Below are 13,987 nucleotides of genomic sequence, written 5' to 3' on the forward strand. Positions count from 1 at the left end.
CAGAAGGATCGCGTCAGCTGGATTACGACTGCTGCGCAGTCGAGCGGGAGCAAGCTCCCTCGCCACAGGGATGTGTTTGCCACAATTCATCGTGGGGCATGCCGTCTATGATGTAGAACGGTTAGGATACCCGCCTGATTTTCCAGTCTTGCTATCGGAGTTGCCCATGAGCGCCGTCAATCGCGCAGCGGTGGAAGCCGTCCTTCGCCAATACACCGACCCTTACCTGAACCAGGACCCGGTCAGCGCCGGGTGCGTGCGCAGCATCGACATCCAGGGTGATCGCGTCAGCGTCCAGCTGGAGCTGGGCTATGCCGCCGGTCTGTTCAAGAGCGGCTGGGCGCAGTTGTTGCAACTGGCCATCGAAGGCCTGGACGGCGTCGTCACCGCGCGCGTCGAGATCACCAGTGTGATTGCCGCGCACAAGGCCCAGGCACAGATTCCGGGGCTGGCCAACGTCAAGAACGTCGTGGCCGTGGCGTCCGGCAAGGGTGGCGTGGGCAAGTCCACCACGGCTGCCAACCTGGCCCTCGCGCTGGCCCGTGAAGGCGCCAAAGTCGGGATTCTCGACGCGGATATCTACGGTCCGAGCCAGGGCATCATGTTCGGCATCCCTGAAGGTACCCGACCAAAGGTCAAGGATCAGAAGTGGTTCATTCCGATTGAGTCCCATGGTGTCGAAGTGATGTCCATGGCGTTCCTGACCGACGACAACACGCCGATGGTCTGGCGCGGGCCGATGGTGTCCGGCGCCTTGTTGCAACTGGTCACGCAAACGGCCTGGGGCGATCTGGATTACCTGGTCATCGACATGCCGCCAGGCACCGGCGATATCCAGTTGACCCTGGCGCAGAAAGTCCCGGTGGCCGGCGCGGTGATCGTGACCACCCCGCAGGATCTGGCATTGCTGGACGCGCGCAAAGGCGTGGAGATGTTCCGCAAGGTCAACATCCCGGTGCTGGGCGTGGTGGAAAACATGGCCGTGCACATCTGCTCCAACTGCGGGCATGCCGAGCATCTGTTCGGTGAGGGTGGCGGTGTGAAGCTGGCCAACCAGTACGGTGTCGAACTGTTGGCTTCGTTGCCACTGTCGATGCTGATCCGCGAACAGGCCGATGGCGGCAAGCCAACGGTGATCGCCGAGCCAGACAGCCAGATCGCCATGGTTTACCAGGAACTGGCCCGCCATGTCGGCGCGCGAATTGTGTTGCAGGAAGCGGCAACGCCAGCGATGCCGAACATCACCGTCAGCGACGATTAAATCGCTGAAGAAATGCGATCCATTGTGGGAGCGGGCTTGCTCGCGAAGACGGTATAACATTCAACAGATAAGTTGATTGAACCACCGCTTTCGCGAGCAAGCCCGCTCCCACATTTGTTTTGTGTTGACCCTAGATCCGCAACCCGCCATCCAATTCCAGAATCCGACCGGTGTAGTAGTCGTTCTCGAAAATGTAAGCCGCCGACTGGGCAATCTCTTCAGGTTTGCCCATGCGTTTGAGCGGAATCCCGGACGTCATTTTCTCCAGCGCTTCCGGTTTCATGCTCAGGGTCATCTCGGTTTCGATGAAACCCGGCGCAATGCCCGCCACGCGAATGCCGTAGCGTGCCAGTTCCTTGGCCCAGGTCACGGTCGCCGCAGCGACACCGGCCTTGGCAGCGGAGTAGTTGGTCTGGCCAACGTTGCCGGCGCGCGAGATCGACGAGATATTGATGATCGCGCCGCTGTTTTGCAGCTCGATCATTTTTGCCGCGACTTCACGGGTGCACAGGAACACACCGGTCAGATTGACGTCGATGACTGCCTGCCATTGGGCCAGGCTCATCTTGGTCATTTCGCCATCCTTGACCTTCAGCAGCAGGCCGTCGCGCAGAATGCCGGCGTTGTTGATCAGGCCATGGATCGCGCCGAAATCGTCGGCCACCTGAGCGGTCATATGGGTCACTTGCTCTTCATCGGCGACGTTGCACAGGTAGGCGCGGGCCTCGACACCCTTGGCTTTGCAAGCGGCGACGGTGGCGTCGAGTTTTTCCTGATTCAGGTCCACCAGCGCCAGCTTCGCGCCTTTGCCTGCGAGATACTCGGCCATGGAGCGGCCTAAACCCTGGCAACCGCCGGTGATAATGATTACTTTGTCAGTGAGTTGCATTCGCATAGCCCCATAGCAGTTCGGAGTGGTTTTCCTTCTATTCTAGAGGGCCTCTCGATCTGAGCCTGATATGGCCTGGCTGCACATGAGAACTGCCCCTATGGCGTGCTGGAACTTTACCCAGGCGCCTGTCCGTTTTTTTGACGGATTCTATATAAGGAGTCATAAATTGAGCGTTGTAGTGGCTAAGCATGCCCGAGAATTGCTTCTCAAGGAATACCGTGGAGTGCTCTCGACGCACTCCAAAGCGATGCCCGGTTTCCCGTTTGGCTCCGTGGTTCCCTACTGCCTGGATGAGCAGGGCCGACCGCTGATCCTTATAAGCCGCATCGCTCAGCACACTCACAACCTGCAGAAAGATCCGAAATGCTCGCTGCTGGTGGGTGAGCGTGAAGCCGAAGACGTACAAGCCGTTGGTCGCCTGACTTACCTCGCCGAGGCAGAAAAGCTGCAAGACACCGCTGCCATCGAGGCGGCCGCCGAGCGTTACTACCGCTATTTCCCCGATTCGCAGAACTATCACAAGGCCCATGATTTCGATTTCTGGGTGCTCAACGAGGTACGTCATCGTTACATCGGTGGCTTCGGTGCGATCCACTGGATCGATCAGTTGACCCTCGCCAACCCGTTCGCCGGCAAAGCCGAAGTGAGCATGGTCGAGCACATGAATGCCGATCACGCCAAAGCCATTGCGCACTACGTCGAGCTGGCGGGTCTGCCGAAAACCGCTCCGGCGCAATTGGCCGGCATCGACACCGAAGGCATGCACTTGCGCATTGGTCAGGGACTTTACTGGCTACCGTTTCAAACGCCCTGTAATACGCCGACACAAGTCCGGGAAGCCTTGGTTTTCCTGGCTCACGCCGAGCATTGGCCGAAAAATGAAGTGGCCGACGCTTGAATTCACGAAACGGCGACGTCATCTAAGGAAAACTGGCAAGGCATTCTTGCGTTGAGGAACCATTTGATGCGCCCTTTTTTGTTGCTCTTTGTACTGTTCCCGGTGTTGGAGCTGTTCGTATTCGTCAAGGTCAGCGGGGCGATCGGGTTTTTCCCGGCCCTGCTGCTGATCATTCTCGGCTCGATGCTCGGCGTGTTCGTGCTGCGCATCGCCGGTCTTGCTACTGCGCTGCGCGCCCGTGAAAGCCTGAACCGTGGTGAGCTGCCGGCCCAGACCATGCTCGAAGGCCTGATGCTGGCCCTGGCGGGCGGTCTGTTGATTCTGCCGGGCTTCGTCACCGACGTGCTGGGCCTGATCATGTTGCTGCCGATCTCTCGTCGGCTGCTGGCGAACAAAATGCGTCTGCGCGCCGAGGAACAAGCGATGCGTCAGCGTGCGTTCGCCGATGACCTTCAGCCACGGGGCGGTCCTGCTCCGCGGCAGCCACTGGGCCGTGAGCCGAACGTGATCGAAGGCGAGTTCGAACACCGCGATTCCAAGTAACCCTTCCATCGACACGGCACCTTCGGGTGTCGTGTTCATTTTCAGGGCATTGAGATAAAAATTTTTCGCTCCCCGCCCTTGAAATAAGCTTGTACGCCCTTATGTAACGGTCACCGCAAGGTTTCTGGCAATTGCGCCAGACAGACTTCCGCGGTTCGCTTGACGAACCGCACCCGGCGCCGCCGGATTTGTTAAACCCGCCGGGACTACACCGGCCGATGAAAACCACAATTAGGAGAGATCGACAATGAAGCTTCGTCCTCTGCATGACCGCGTCGTCGTCCGTCGCAGCGAAGAAGAAAAGAAAACCGCTGGCGGTATCGTCCTGCCAGGTTCGGCTGCTGAAAAGCCAAACCAGGGTGAAGTCCTCGCTGTAGGCCCAGGCAAAGCACTGGACAACGGTGAAGTGCGTGCGCTGGCCGTGAAAGTGGGTGACAAGGTTGTGTTCGGCCCTTACTCCGGCAGCAACACTGTGAAAGTTGACGGCGAAGACCTGCTGGTAATTGGCGAGAGCGAAATCCTCGCCGTTATCGAAGGCTGATTCCCCGCTCATTTTCCCGCTACTACAAAGTATTTAAGGAATATCGATCATGGCTGCTAAAGAAGTTAAATTCGGCGATTCCGCCCGCAAGAAAATGCTCGCCGGTGTCAACGTCCTGGCTGACGCAGTAAAAGCGACCCTGGGCCCTAAAGGCCGTAACGTGATCATCGAGAAGAGCTTCGGCGCTCCGACCATCACCAAGGACGGCGTTTCCGTTGCCAAAGAAATCGAGCTGAAAGATCGCTTCGAAAACATGGGCGCGCAGCTGGTCAAAGACGTTGCCTCCCGTGCCAACGATGACGCAGGCGACGGCACCACCACCGCTACCGTTCTGGCTCAGTCGATCGTCAACGAAGGCCTGAAAGCCGTCGCTGCCGGCATGAACCCGATGGACCTGAAGCGCGGTATCGACAAAGCGACCATCGCTATCGTCAAAGAGCTCAAAGCCCTGTCCAAGCCTTGCGCTGACACCAAGGCCATCGCTCAGGTCGGCACCATCTCGGCCAACTCCGACAGCTCCATCGGCGACATCATTGCCGAAGCCATGGAAAAAGTCGGCAAAGAAGGCGTGATCACCGTTGAAGAAGGCTCGGGCCTGGAAAACGAACTGTCGGTTGTTGAAGGCATGCAGTTCGACCGTGGCTACCTGTCCCCGTACTTCGTCAACAAGCCAGAGACCATGACCGCCGAGCTGGACGGTCCGCTGATCCTGCTGGTCGACAAAAAGATCTCCAACATCCGCGAAATGCTGCCAGTACTGGAAGCCGTTGCCAAAGCCGGCCGTCCACTGCTGATCGTTGCCGAAGACGTTGAAGGCGAAGCCCTGGCGACTCTGGTTGTGAACAACATGCGTGGCATCGTTAAAGTCGCAGCCGTCAAGGCTCCAGGCTTCGGCGACCGTCGCAAGGCCATGCTGCAGGACATCGCTGTTCTGACTGGCGGTACCGTTATCTCCGAAGAGATCGGCCTGAGCCTGGAAAGCACTACCCTGGAACACCTGGGTAATGCCAAGCGCGTGATCCTGTCCAAAGAAAACACCACCGTGATCGACGGTGCCGGCGTTGAGGCTGACATCCAGGCCCGCGTTCTGCAGATCCGTCAGCAAGTGGCTGATACTTCGTCCGACTACGACCGTGAAAAACTGCAAGAGCGTCTGGCCAAGCTGTCCGGCGGCGTTGCAGTGATCAAGGTTGGCGCCGGTTCCGAAGTTGAAATGAAAGAGAAGAAAGCCCGCGTTGAAGACGCCCTGCACGCTACTCGTGCAGCCGTTGAAGAAGGCGTGGTACCTGGCGGCGGCGTGGCACTGGTTCGCGCTCTGCAGGCTATCTCCGAGCTGAAAGGCGACAACGATGACCAGAACGTTGGCATCCAGTTGCTGCGTCGCGCTGTTGAAGCGCCACTGCGTCAGATCGTTGCCAACTCCGGCGACGAGCCAAGCGTAGTTGTCGACAAGGTCAAGCAGGGTTCGGGTAACTTCGGTTACAACGCTGCTACCGGCGAATACGGCGACATGATCGAAATGGGTATCCTGGACCCGGCTAAAGTGACTCGTTCGGCTCTGCAAGCGGCTTCGTCGATTGCCAGCCTGATGATCACCACCGAAGCCATGATCGCTGAGATCAAGGACGACGCACCAGCTGGCGGCGGCATGCCAGACATGGGCGGTATGGGCGGCATGGGCGGCATGATGTAAGCCAGCCTTACCCCGTACATAAAAACCCCGCCTGCGTTGAGCAGGCGGGGTTTTTTATTGCCCTGATTTCGAGGGTCACCTCGGTCCATTGCGGGAGCGGGCTTGCTCGCGAAGGCGGTGTGTCAGTCACCATCAATACTGACTGACACACCGCCTTCGCGAGCAAGCCCGCTCCCACATTTAGATCTGTGTATCAGGCGCTGACGGATTGTGCCTTGGTGACTAGCTCAGCCTTCGAAGCCGGGCGATAAAGAATGTAGTAATACGCCCCCAGACAAATCAGCCAGCAGAAAATCGCCGTCCACACGTTGTGCGAAAAGAAGTGCGCGCCCTGCATCATCCGGCTGATGGAAAACACCGAACCCAACGCGAAGGCGAAGACAAAGGCTTTGCGCGCCAGCCGCGGGCGACGGTCGCGCAATACAAAGAACAGCGCAAACAATGTGAAGCCAGTCGCCGCATGACCGCCAGGCCAGCAGCGGCCCGGCTTGTCGGTATGCGGGCGAGGGCTGAGCAGTTCGCTGTAGGTTTCGTGCCCGCCGAATTGCTCCAGGCTCCATGGGCATTGCACCGCCGTCACCGCTTTGACCGGGGTGACAAACGAGGTTGCCAGTGCCAGAGACAACACCAGGCAACCCAGCTCACGTTTGAACGGTTTGAGCCTGTCCATGAAAAAGGCGCCGATGAAGCCCAGGATGGCGAACACCGAGAAGGCGATGACCACTTGCTTGGCCCGGTCATGCAGGATGTCTTCCAGGAAGTAACTGTGCCGCCCGATGAACGCCCCGGCGACCGGGTCATAGAACAGCTTGGCAAGGTCCATGTCCAGGGACGTCAGTTCGAGCAACAGCAGGGTGATCGCCGCAATGGCGGGCACTCCCAGGCATAGCCAGGCATTCAGTGGCCTGGAAGCGGGGCGGGCAGCGGTCGAAGCCATGGCAATTCCTTGGTGAGTGAAATGTTCTGAAGAGCGCAACCGCGGGAGTCTGAACACGCCTCTGTCGTCAGCTTGTGAATCGATGGTGAAAAAGTTGTTAAGGCCGTTTCAGGTTTTTTTCTCGGATTTACCCCTGCACGCCGCCACTATCCCTGAGCCACACTTGGCCTTAAGCTGCGCGCCAAGACAGCCGTTACTGTGTACGGAGGAGGTGCCGATGCGAATTCTATTGGTTGAAGACAACCGCGATATCCTGGCCAATCTGGCCGATTATCTGGGGCTCAAGGGTTACACCGTGGATTGCGCGCAGGACGGTTTGTCGGGCCTGCACCTGGCGGCCACCGAACATTACGATTTGATCGTGCTCGACATCATGCTGCCCGGCATCGACGGTTACACCCTGTGCAAACGTCTGCGCGAAGACGCCCGCCGCGACACGCCAGTGATCATGCTCACTGCCCGCGATCAACTGGATGACCGTTTGCAAGGCTTCAAATCCGGTGCAGACGACTATTTGATCAAACCCTTTGCCCTGTCCGAACTCGCCGCGCGGATCGAGGCGGTCATGCGCCGCGCCCAAGGGGGCGGTCGCCGTGCCTTGCAAGTCGGTGATCTGAGCTACGACCTGGATACCCTGGAAGTCACGCGCGAAGGCCGTCTGCTGAAACTCAACCCGGTGGGCCTGAAGTTGCTGGCCGTGTTGATGCAGAAAAGCCCCCATGTATTACGCCGCGAAGTTCTCGAAGAAGCCCTGTGGGGCGATGACTGTCCGGACAGCGACAGCCTGCGCAGCCACGTCCATCAACTGCGTCAGGTGATCGACAAGCCGTTCGACAAGCCCTTGCTGCACACGGTGCATGGCGTCGGTTATCGCTTGGCCGAGGGCCGTGATGGAGTTTAAACAGAGCCTTGCGCAACGGATCATCATCGCCTTTGCGTTGATGAGCGCGCTGGTGGCGGGAGCCTTCGCCATGGGCATTGTGGCGACCGTGCACCTGGTGGAAGAGAAACTGATTTCGGCAGGTCTGGGCGGCGATTTGCAACGCCTGCTGCTGATGGACAGCGTGTCGGACTGGAGCCACCGCCCCGAGCCGGACCAACTGTTCTATTTCAGCGGCGGCCCGGGCGACTTCGAATTACCTAAGGATTTGCGGCACCTGGACTCAGGCTTTCATGAAGTCTTTCGCGAGCAGCTGTCATATCACGCGATGGTCGAAGTCGTTGACGGTCGGCGTTACGTGCTGTTGCAGGACCAGAGCGATTTCGAAGAGCGTGAGCGGGTGCTGTTTGCCGTGGTGCTGGTGGGTTTCGTACTGAGCCTGGCATTGGCGGTATTTCTGGGCTGGGTGCTGGCACGCAAGGTCATGGCGCCAGTGGTGCGACTGGCCCGTCAGGTGCGTCATCGCGATCAACTGCTAGGGCTGGCGCCGCCACTGGCGCCGGACTATGCCGCCGATGAAGTGGGCGAGCTGGCCGTGGCCTTCGACGCCACCCTTGGGCGTTTGCGTCAAGCATTGACCCGTGAGCGATTGTTCACCAGTGACGTCAGCCACGAGCTACGCACGCCGTTGATGGTGTTGGCCAGTTCCTGTGAACTGTTGCTGGAAAACCCCGGTATCGATCAGCGCGGCCGTGCTCAGGTGGAGCGAATTGCCCGTGCGTGTGCCGAGATGCGCGAGCTGGTGCAAACCTTCCTCATGCTGGCTCGCGCTCAACATGAAGACGCCAGCATGGCTCCCCAGCAGACCCTGAGCCAAGTGGCCGACGGGCTACTTTCTCAATGGCGCGAGCCGATCGAAGCCAAGGGCCTGACACTGAAATTCGAGCCGGAAAATCCGCCGGACACCCGCTATAACGCGACGCTTTTGCATGCGGTGATGGGCAACCTGTTGCGTAATGCGCTGCATTACACCGAGCACGGCTACATCCTCCTCGCCCTGACGGACACGGGGTTCGTGGTCGAGGACAGCGGCGTAGGCATTCCCGAGGAAAAACGCGAGGCGATGTTCGAGCCTTTCGTGCGCGGCAACGAGAAACGCGGCGAGGGCCTCGGGTTAGGGCTATCGCTGGTGCAACGGATTTGCGAGAACCAGGGCTGGAACGTCAGCCTGACCAACATGGAACCCAATGGTTGCCGCTTTCAGGTGGATTTGAGTCCGTCTTTGATCTGAAGGAAAAACGAAAAGATCCTGAATTGGCCCTGTAAAACCCTGAAATAATTCCGGGTTTTACATGACAATTTTTTCACGAAGGCACGACCTGACACTGACACGACGCTACCTAAGGTGGTGGTCATCAGAAGTTCAGGAGACTGCAGTGATGGCTGGTCCGATCAAACTCGATTTTTCCGAAAAGTACGATGATCAACACGCCCAGAAATATTTGCGCAAGCATCAGGAAGGTCCCAGCCGCCGACTGTCCCATTGGCGTGACGAACAATTGGCGCGAAAAGCGCTGACGCTGGCCGGTGAGCCAGGATTGGTCCTCGATTTACCGTGCGGCGCGGGGCGTTTCTGGCCGCTGCTGGCGGAAAAACACAACCGTGTCATCATCGGGGCCGACAACTCGGAGTCCATGTTGAAGACTGCCATGCAGGCGCAACCCGCCGACGTGGTGAAACGGGTACAACCCTTGCACACTTCTGCATTCGACATTGCCTTGCCCGATAACGCCGTCGACAGCATTTTCTGCATGCGCTTGCTTCATCACATCGGTGAAGCCGAGCATCGACTGACCATCCTGCGCGAATTCGAACGAGTCACCCGTGACAGCGTGATTGTTTCGTTGTGGGTGGACGGCAATTTCAAGGCCTGGAAACGCAAGCGCGCGGAGAAACGACGTAGTCAGGAGGGTTACCAGAATCGATTTGTGTTACCGGTCGCCACGGTTGAAAAGGAATTCAAGCAGGCGGGTTTTCGGATCCAGGAACATCTGGATTTTTTACCGTTCTATGCCATGTGGCGGGTATACGTATTACGCAAGAGGTAACAAGATGGCAATGCAATGTGCAGCACAAACAGAAGTGGCTTCTCAGGACCGCTTCGACTACTTCTGGAACCTGCGCGGTGAATGGGTAGAAGAACCCAACGTCCGTCGCGGTGGCGAAAGTGGCGTGCAGCGCGTTAGGGGCCGTGATGGACAGTTGCTCTACACCAAGCGTCAAACCGGGCATATCTATCGCAGTGCGTTACACCCGTTCGGCCGACCGACGGTGTTGCGCGAGCGCGATGCGCTCATTGGCCTGCGTCTGCTCAACGTTCGTGTTCCGGAAATCGTTTTCTGCGGGGCGCAGCGCGATCCCATGCACAAATGGCGCGCATTGCTGGTTACCAAGTCCCTGGATGGCTTCGGGGAAATCCAGCACTGGTACGCGGGTGGCGGTCGCGAACGTTACGGTGAGGCGCTGCACGATCGCGTGTTGAAGGATCTGGCCGACAACCTGGCCCGCATGCACAAGGGCCGTTGGCAACACAGCTGTATCTACATCAAGCACGTATTCGTGCGGGTCACCGGCGAAGGCGAGTCAGCCAAGGTCGAGGTGGCGTTGATCGATCTGGAAAAATGTCGGCAGCGCTTGACCCCCCATCAAGCGGCGGCCCATGACCTGAAGCAACTGCGTCGCCACTCGTCGTTCAGCGATACGGACTGGAAAAAACTCGTCTATTTTTATGAGACGGCGTTTGGCAGCGCTATCAAAGGCTTATAACAATGAAACTCGAAATTGCACGAGGTTTGTTTTTAGCCGGAGCCTTGGCAGTTGCTTCATTGGCGGTGGCGGCCTGGGAGCAACCCCGCACGCAAGTCCTCAGCTCCGTGCACGGTGACGCGCATTGTCCGTTGCCCCGGGTTGCCAAAGCACCCGTGGCCACTCAACCCGATCATGACTTGTTACTGTTCATGTTCGGACTTTCTCAGGGACTGAGGCCACAAAGTTGAACAGATTGAAGCCCAAATAAAAGGCCTCGCAGTTGCGAGGCCTTTTTTGTATCCGTGTCTAGTCCTGAATAAGGTTTACACCTGTTTCAGGACTAGACACCGATCGTTCAATGTGGGAGCGGGCTTGCTCGCGAATACGGTCTGACATTCACTAGTGATGTCGACTGACACACCGCCTTCGCGAGCAAGCCCGCTCCCACATTGGTTCTGCTTCGCCCATAGGATTGAAGGCTTCAAAGGTTTATGGGTGTTTTTCAGGTTTATCGGGCTTGGCCAGCAACGTGTAGATGCACGGCAACACAAACAACGTGAACAGCGTCCCGATCGACATCCCCGTCGCGATCACCGTGCCGATGTCGAACCGGCTGACCGCACCCGCGCCCGTGGCGATGATCAACGGCACCATGCCGAACACCATCGCCGCCGTGGTCATCAATACCGGACGCAGACGAATGGCCGCCGCTTCCTCCACCGCCTCGCGAGGCGACAGGCCCTTCTCCTTGCGCAACTGGTTGGCGAACTCGACGATCAGGATCCCGTGCTTGCTGATCAGCCCGATCAACGTCACCAATCCCACCTGGGTATAGATGTTCATGCTCGACCAGCCAAGGAACAGCGGGATCAACGCGCCACAGATCGACAGCGGCACGGTGACCAGAATCACCAGTGGGTCGCGGAAACTTTCGAACTGGGCTGCCAGCACCAGGAAGATGATCGCCAGCGCCAGGGCGAAGGTGACCCATAGCGCGCTGCCTTCCTGAACGTATTGCCGTGATGCGCCGGCATAGTCGACGGCGTAACCTGCCGGAGCTTCTTCTCGAGCGATCTGGCGCACGGTGTCGATGGCTTCACCCATGCTGACCAGCGGGACCCCGGAAAGAATCGCCGAATTGAGTTGCTGGAACTGGTTCAACTGGCGCGGCCGAGCCCGGTCGGTCACGGTGATCAGGGTCGACAGCGGCAGCAATTCGCCCTTGGTGTTCTTGACGTAATAGTGGTTCAGCCAGTCGGGGTTATCGCGAAAAGGTCGCTCCACCTGCGCAATGACTTTGTAGCTGCGGCCTTCGATAGTGAAACGGTTGATCTCCGCCTCACCCAATAACGTCGCCAGGGTCCCGCCCAGGGCCTGCATGGACACGCCCATTTGTGCGGCCTTGGCTCGATCGATATCCACCACGACTTCGGGTTTGTCGAAGGCCAAGTCGACGTCGACGAAGGCGAACTTGCCGGATTCCATCGCTCTTTTTTTCACCCGGTCCGTCACTTCCAGCAATGACTCGTAGGTGTTGGCCGAGTTGATCACGAATTGAAACGGCAAGCCTTCGCCGGTACCCGGCAGGGAAGGCAGGTTGAAGCCGAAGATTTGTAACCCGGGGATGTTCTCCAGCTTGCTTTGGACCTCGGGGAGGATCTGCATCTGGGTCCGGTCGCGTTCGTTCCAGGGTTTGAGCAGGAAGCCGCCGATCCCCGATTGCACGCCGTTGAAACCGTTGATCTGGAATGAGGAGTAGTACTCGGGGAACTCCTTGAAAATCGTGAGGAACTCGTCGGTGTAGGTGTTCAGGTAGTCGAGGTTGGCCGTCTGCGGAGCGCTGGCCATCATGAAGATCACGCCTTGGTCTTCGTCCGGCGCCAGCTCCGATTTGGTGAATTTCAGCAGCACCGGAATCAGGCACAGCACGATCACCGCGAACACCAGCACCACCGGCCGGGTATTGAGGGTGCCATGAAGCACACTCTGGTAGCGGCGCTTGAGGCCCTCGAAGATCACGTCCAGGCGATGGGCCAGGCCGGTAGGGTTTTCATCGTGGCGCAGCAGCAGGGCGCACATCATCGGCGACAGCGTCAGGGCAACGACGCCGGAGATCACCACCGCCCCGGCCAGGGTCAGGGCGAATTCCTTGAACAGCGCCCCCGTCAGACCTGTCAGGAAGCCGATCGGCGCATAGACCGCCGCCAGGGTGATGGTCATCGATACCACCGGCATGGCGATTTCCCGGGCACCCTCGATAGCCGCATCCAGCGGCGTCTTGCCTTCTTCGATATGCCGGTGGATGTTTTCCACCACCACGATGGCATCGTCCACCACCAGCCCGATGGCCAATACCATCGCCAGCAGGGTCAGCAGGTTGATCGAGTAGCCCATCATCTGCATGAAGAACATCACGCCGATCATCGACAGCGGAATGGTGACCACCGGGATCACCACCGAGCGCAAGGCGCCGAGAAACAGGAACACCACCACGATCACGATCAGCACCGCTTCGAACAGGGTTTTCACCACTTCGTCGATGGAGGCCTGGATGAACAGCGTGGCGTCGTAGGCGATTTCACCTTTCAGGTTCGGCGGCAGCTGGGCTTCCAGCTCCGGCATGATCTTGCGCACTTCCCTGATCACATCCAGCGGGTTGGCGCCTGGCGTGGCCTTGATACCGATGTACACCGAGGGGGTGCCGCCAAAAGAGCTGATGGTGTTGTAGTTCTCCGCGCCCATCTCGACCCGCGCCACGTCCCGCAGCAGCACGCGGCTGTCGCCATCGACCTTGAGCGGAATCGCGCCGAAGGCTTCGGCGGATTTGAGTTCGGTGTTGGCGTTGATGCTGGTGACTACATACTCGCCTTTCACTTCGCCGGCGGCGGAGAGGAAGTTGTACTGGCGCACGGCGTTGGTCACATCGCTGGCGCTCAGGCCGTAACCGGCGAGTTTCACTGGGTCCAGCCACAGGCGCATGGCGAATACCTGGTTGCCAAGAATCTCGGCTTCGGCCATACCCGGCAGGGTCGCCAGCTTCGGCTGGATAACCCGTGACAGGTAATCGGTGATCTGCGGATTGCTCAGTTCGTCGCTGAAGAAGCTGATGTACATCAGCGCCGAAGCGTCGGCGGCTTCCTTGCTAAGCACCGGGTCTTCGGCGTCCTGAGGTAGCTGGTTCTTGACCTCGTTGGCCTTGGCCAGCAGCTCGGTGAACAAGCGATCGCTGTTGGCGCCAATGCGCGCGTAGATCGAGATCACCGAGAAATTCTGGCGACTGACCGACGTCATGTAGTCGATGCCTTCGGCGCTGGCCAGACTCTGCTGCATCGGTTGGGTGATGTAACCCTGGATGGTTTCGGCGTTAGCCCCGGGGTAAGCGGTGGTCACTGTGATCAGGGCGTTTTCCATTTGCGGGTATTGGCGCAGCGGCAATTTGCTCCAGGCCTGGAAGCCCAGCAGCACAATCAACAGGCTGACCACGGTGGCGAGCACCGGGCGGCGGATGAACGGGTCGGTAAAAGCCATGGGGAT

General features: G+C 58.7%; 13 protein-coding genes. 10 read left to right on the forward strand and 3 right to left on the reverse strand.

Annotated features, from left to right (window positions below; translation table 11 throughout):
- Positions 1–166 precede the first annotated feature (166 nt).
- Entirely contained in the window at positions 167–1,261 is a 1,095-nt protein-coding gene (gene apbC, locus PMI36_RS21670; protein WP_008069516.1) for an iron-sulfur cluster carrier protein ApbC, read from the forward strand.
- 130 nt (positions 1,262–1,391) lie between these two features.
- Here the strand turns inward: apbC and PMI36_RS21665 are convergent, their stop codons facing one another.
- Positions 1,392–2,150, reverse strand: coding sequence for an SDR family oxidoreductase (locus PMI36_RS21665; protein ID WP_008069518.1), 759 nt, complete (start codon positions 2,148–2,150; stop codon positions 1,392–1,394).
- Positions 2,151–2,319: 169 nt separating this feature from the next.
- Here PMI36_RS21665 and PMI36_RS21660 point away from each other — a divergent pair, with 169 nt between their 5' ends.
- From PMI36_RS21660 to groL, 4 genes are all read left to right on the forward strand, one after another.
- Positions 2,320–3,051, forward strand: a complete 732-nt coding sequence (locus tag PMI36_RS21660) for a HugZ family pyridoxamine 5'-phosphate oxidase (protein WP_032830189.1) — start codon at positions 2,320–2,322, stop codon at positions 3,049–3,051.
- A gap of 66 nt (positions 3,052–3,117) precedes the next feature.
- Positions 3,118–3,594 (forward strand): FxsA family protein, encoded by a 477-nt coding sequence (locus tag PMI36_RS21655; RefSeq protein ID WP_008069522.1) that lies wholly within the window; start codon positions 3,118–3,120, stop codon positions 3,592–3,594.
- A gap of 247 nt (positions 3,595–3,841) precedes the next feature.
- Complete coding sequence (locus tag PMI36_RS21650) at positions 3,842–4,135, forward strand: co-chaperone GroES (RefSeq protein ID WP_007898444.1); 294 nt, start codon at positions 3,842–3,844, stop codon at positions 4,133–4,135.
- 49 nt (positions 4,136–4,184) lie between these two features.
- Entirely contained in the window at positions 4,185–5,828 is a 1,644-nt protein-coding gene (groL, locus tag PMI36_RS21645) for a chaperonin GroEL (protein WP_008069524.1), read from the forward strand.
- Positions 5,829–6,021: 193 nt separating this feature from the next.
- Here groL and PMI36_RS21640 read toward each other — a convergent pair whose 3' ends face one another.
- A complete protein-coding gene (locus PMI36_RS21640) occupies positions 6,022–6,765 on the reverse strand; it encodes a phosphatase PAP2 family protein (protein WP_008069525.1) in 744 nt (247 codons plus the stop codon).
- Positions 6,766–6,982: 217 nt separating this feature from the next.
- Here PMI36_RS21640 and colR point away from each other — a divergent pair, with 217 nt between their 5' ends.
- The 5 genes from colR (at position 6,983) to PMI36_RS30335 (ending at position 10,701) form a co-directional block, all read left to right on the forward strand.
- The gene (gene colR, locus PMI36_RS21635) at positions 6,983–7,666 is read left to right on the forward strand and encodes a two-component system response regulator ColR (RefSeq protein WP_008069526.1); all 684 of its coding nucleotides are present in this window, start codon (positions 6,983–6,985) and stop codon (positions 7,664–7,666) included.
- The gene (locus PMI36_RS21630; RefSeq protein ID WP_008069527.1) at positions 7,656–8,936 is read left to right on the forward strand and encodes a sensor histidine kinase; all 1,281 of its coding nucleotides are present in this window, start codon (positions 7,656–7,658) and stop codon (positions 8,934–8,936) included. Before colR ends, PMI36_RS21630 begins: the two co-directional genes overlap by 11 nt.
- Before the next feature lie 148 nt (positions 8,937–9,084).
- Positions 9,085–9,753, forward strand: a complete 669-nt coding sequence (locus PMI36_RS21625) for a class I SAM-dependent methyltransferase (RefSeq protein WP_008069528.1) — start codon at positions 9,085–9,087, stop codon at positions 9,751–9,753.
- Positions 9,754–9,757: 4 nt separating this feature from the next.
- Positions 9,758–10,471, forward strand: coding sequence for a lipopolysaccharide kinase InaA family protein (locus PMI36_RS21620; RefSeq protein ID WP_008069529.1), 714 nt, complete (start codon positions 9,758–9,760; stop codon positions 10,469–10,471).
- 2 nt (positions 10,472–10,473) lie between these two features.
- Entirely contained in the window at positions 10,474–10,701 is a 228-nt protein-coding gene (locus tag PMI36_RS30335) for a hypothetical protein (protein ID WP_026331876.1), read from the forward strand.
- Positions 10,702–10,942: 241 nt separating this feature from the next.
- On the opposite strand, the gene PMI36_RS21615 is transcribed toward PMI36_RS30335, so the two are convergent.
- Positions 10,943–13,981 carry a multidrug efflux RND transporter permease subunit gene (locus PMI36_RS21615; RefSeq protein WP_008069530.1) on the reverse strand — a complete coding sequence of 1,013 codons (3,039 nt, stop codon included), beginning with the start codon at positions 13,979–13,981 and terminating at the stop codon, positions 10,943–10,945.
- Positions 13,982–13,987: the final 6 nt, after the last annotated feature.

The sequence above is a fragment of the Pseudomonas sp. GM79 genome (assembly GCF_000282495.1).
In the GTDB taxonomy this organism is placed as follows: Bacteria; Pseudomonadota; Gammaproteobacteria; order Pseudomonadales; family Pseudomonadaceae; genus Aquipseudomonas.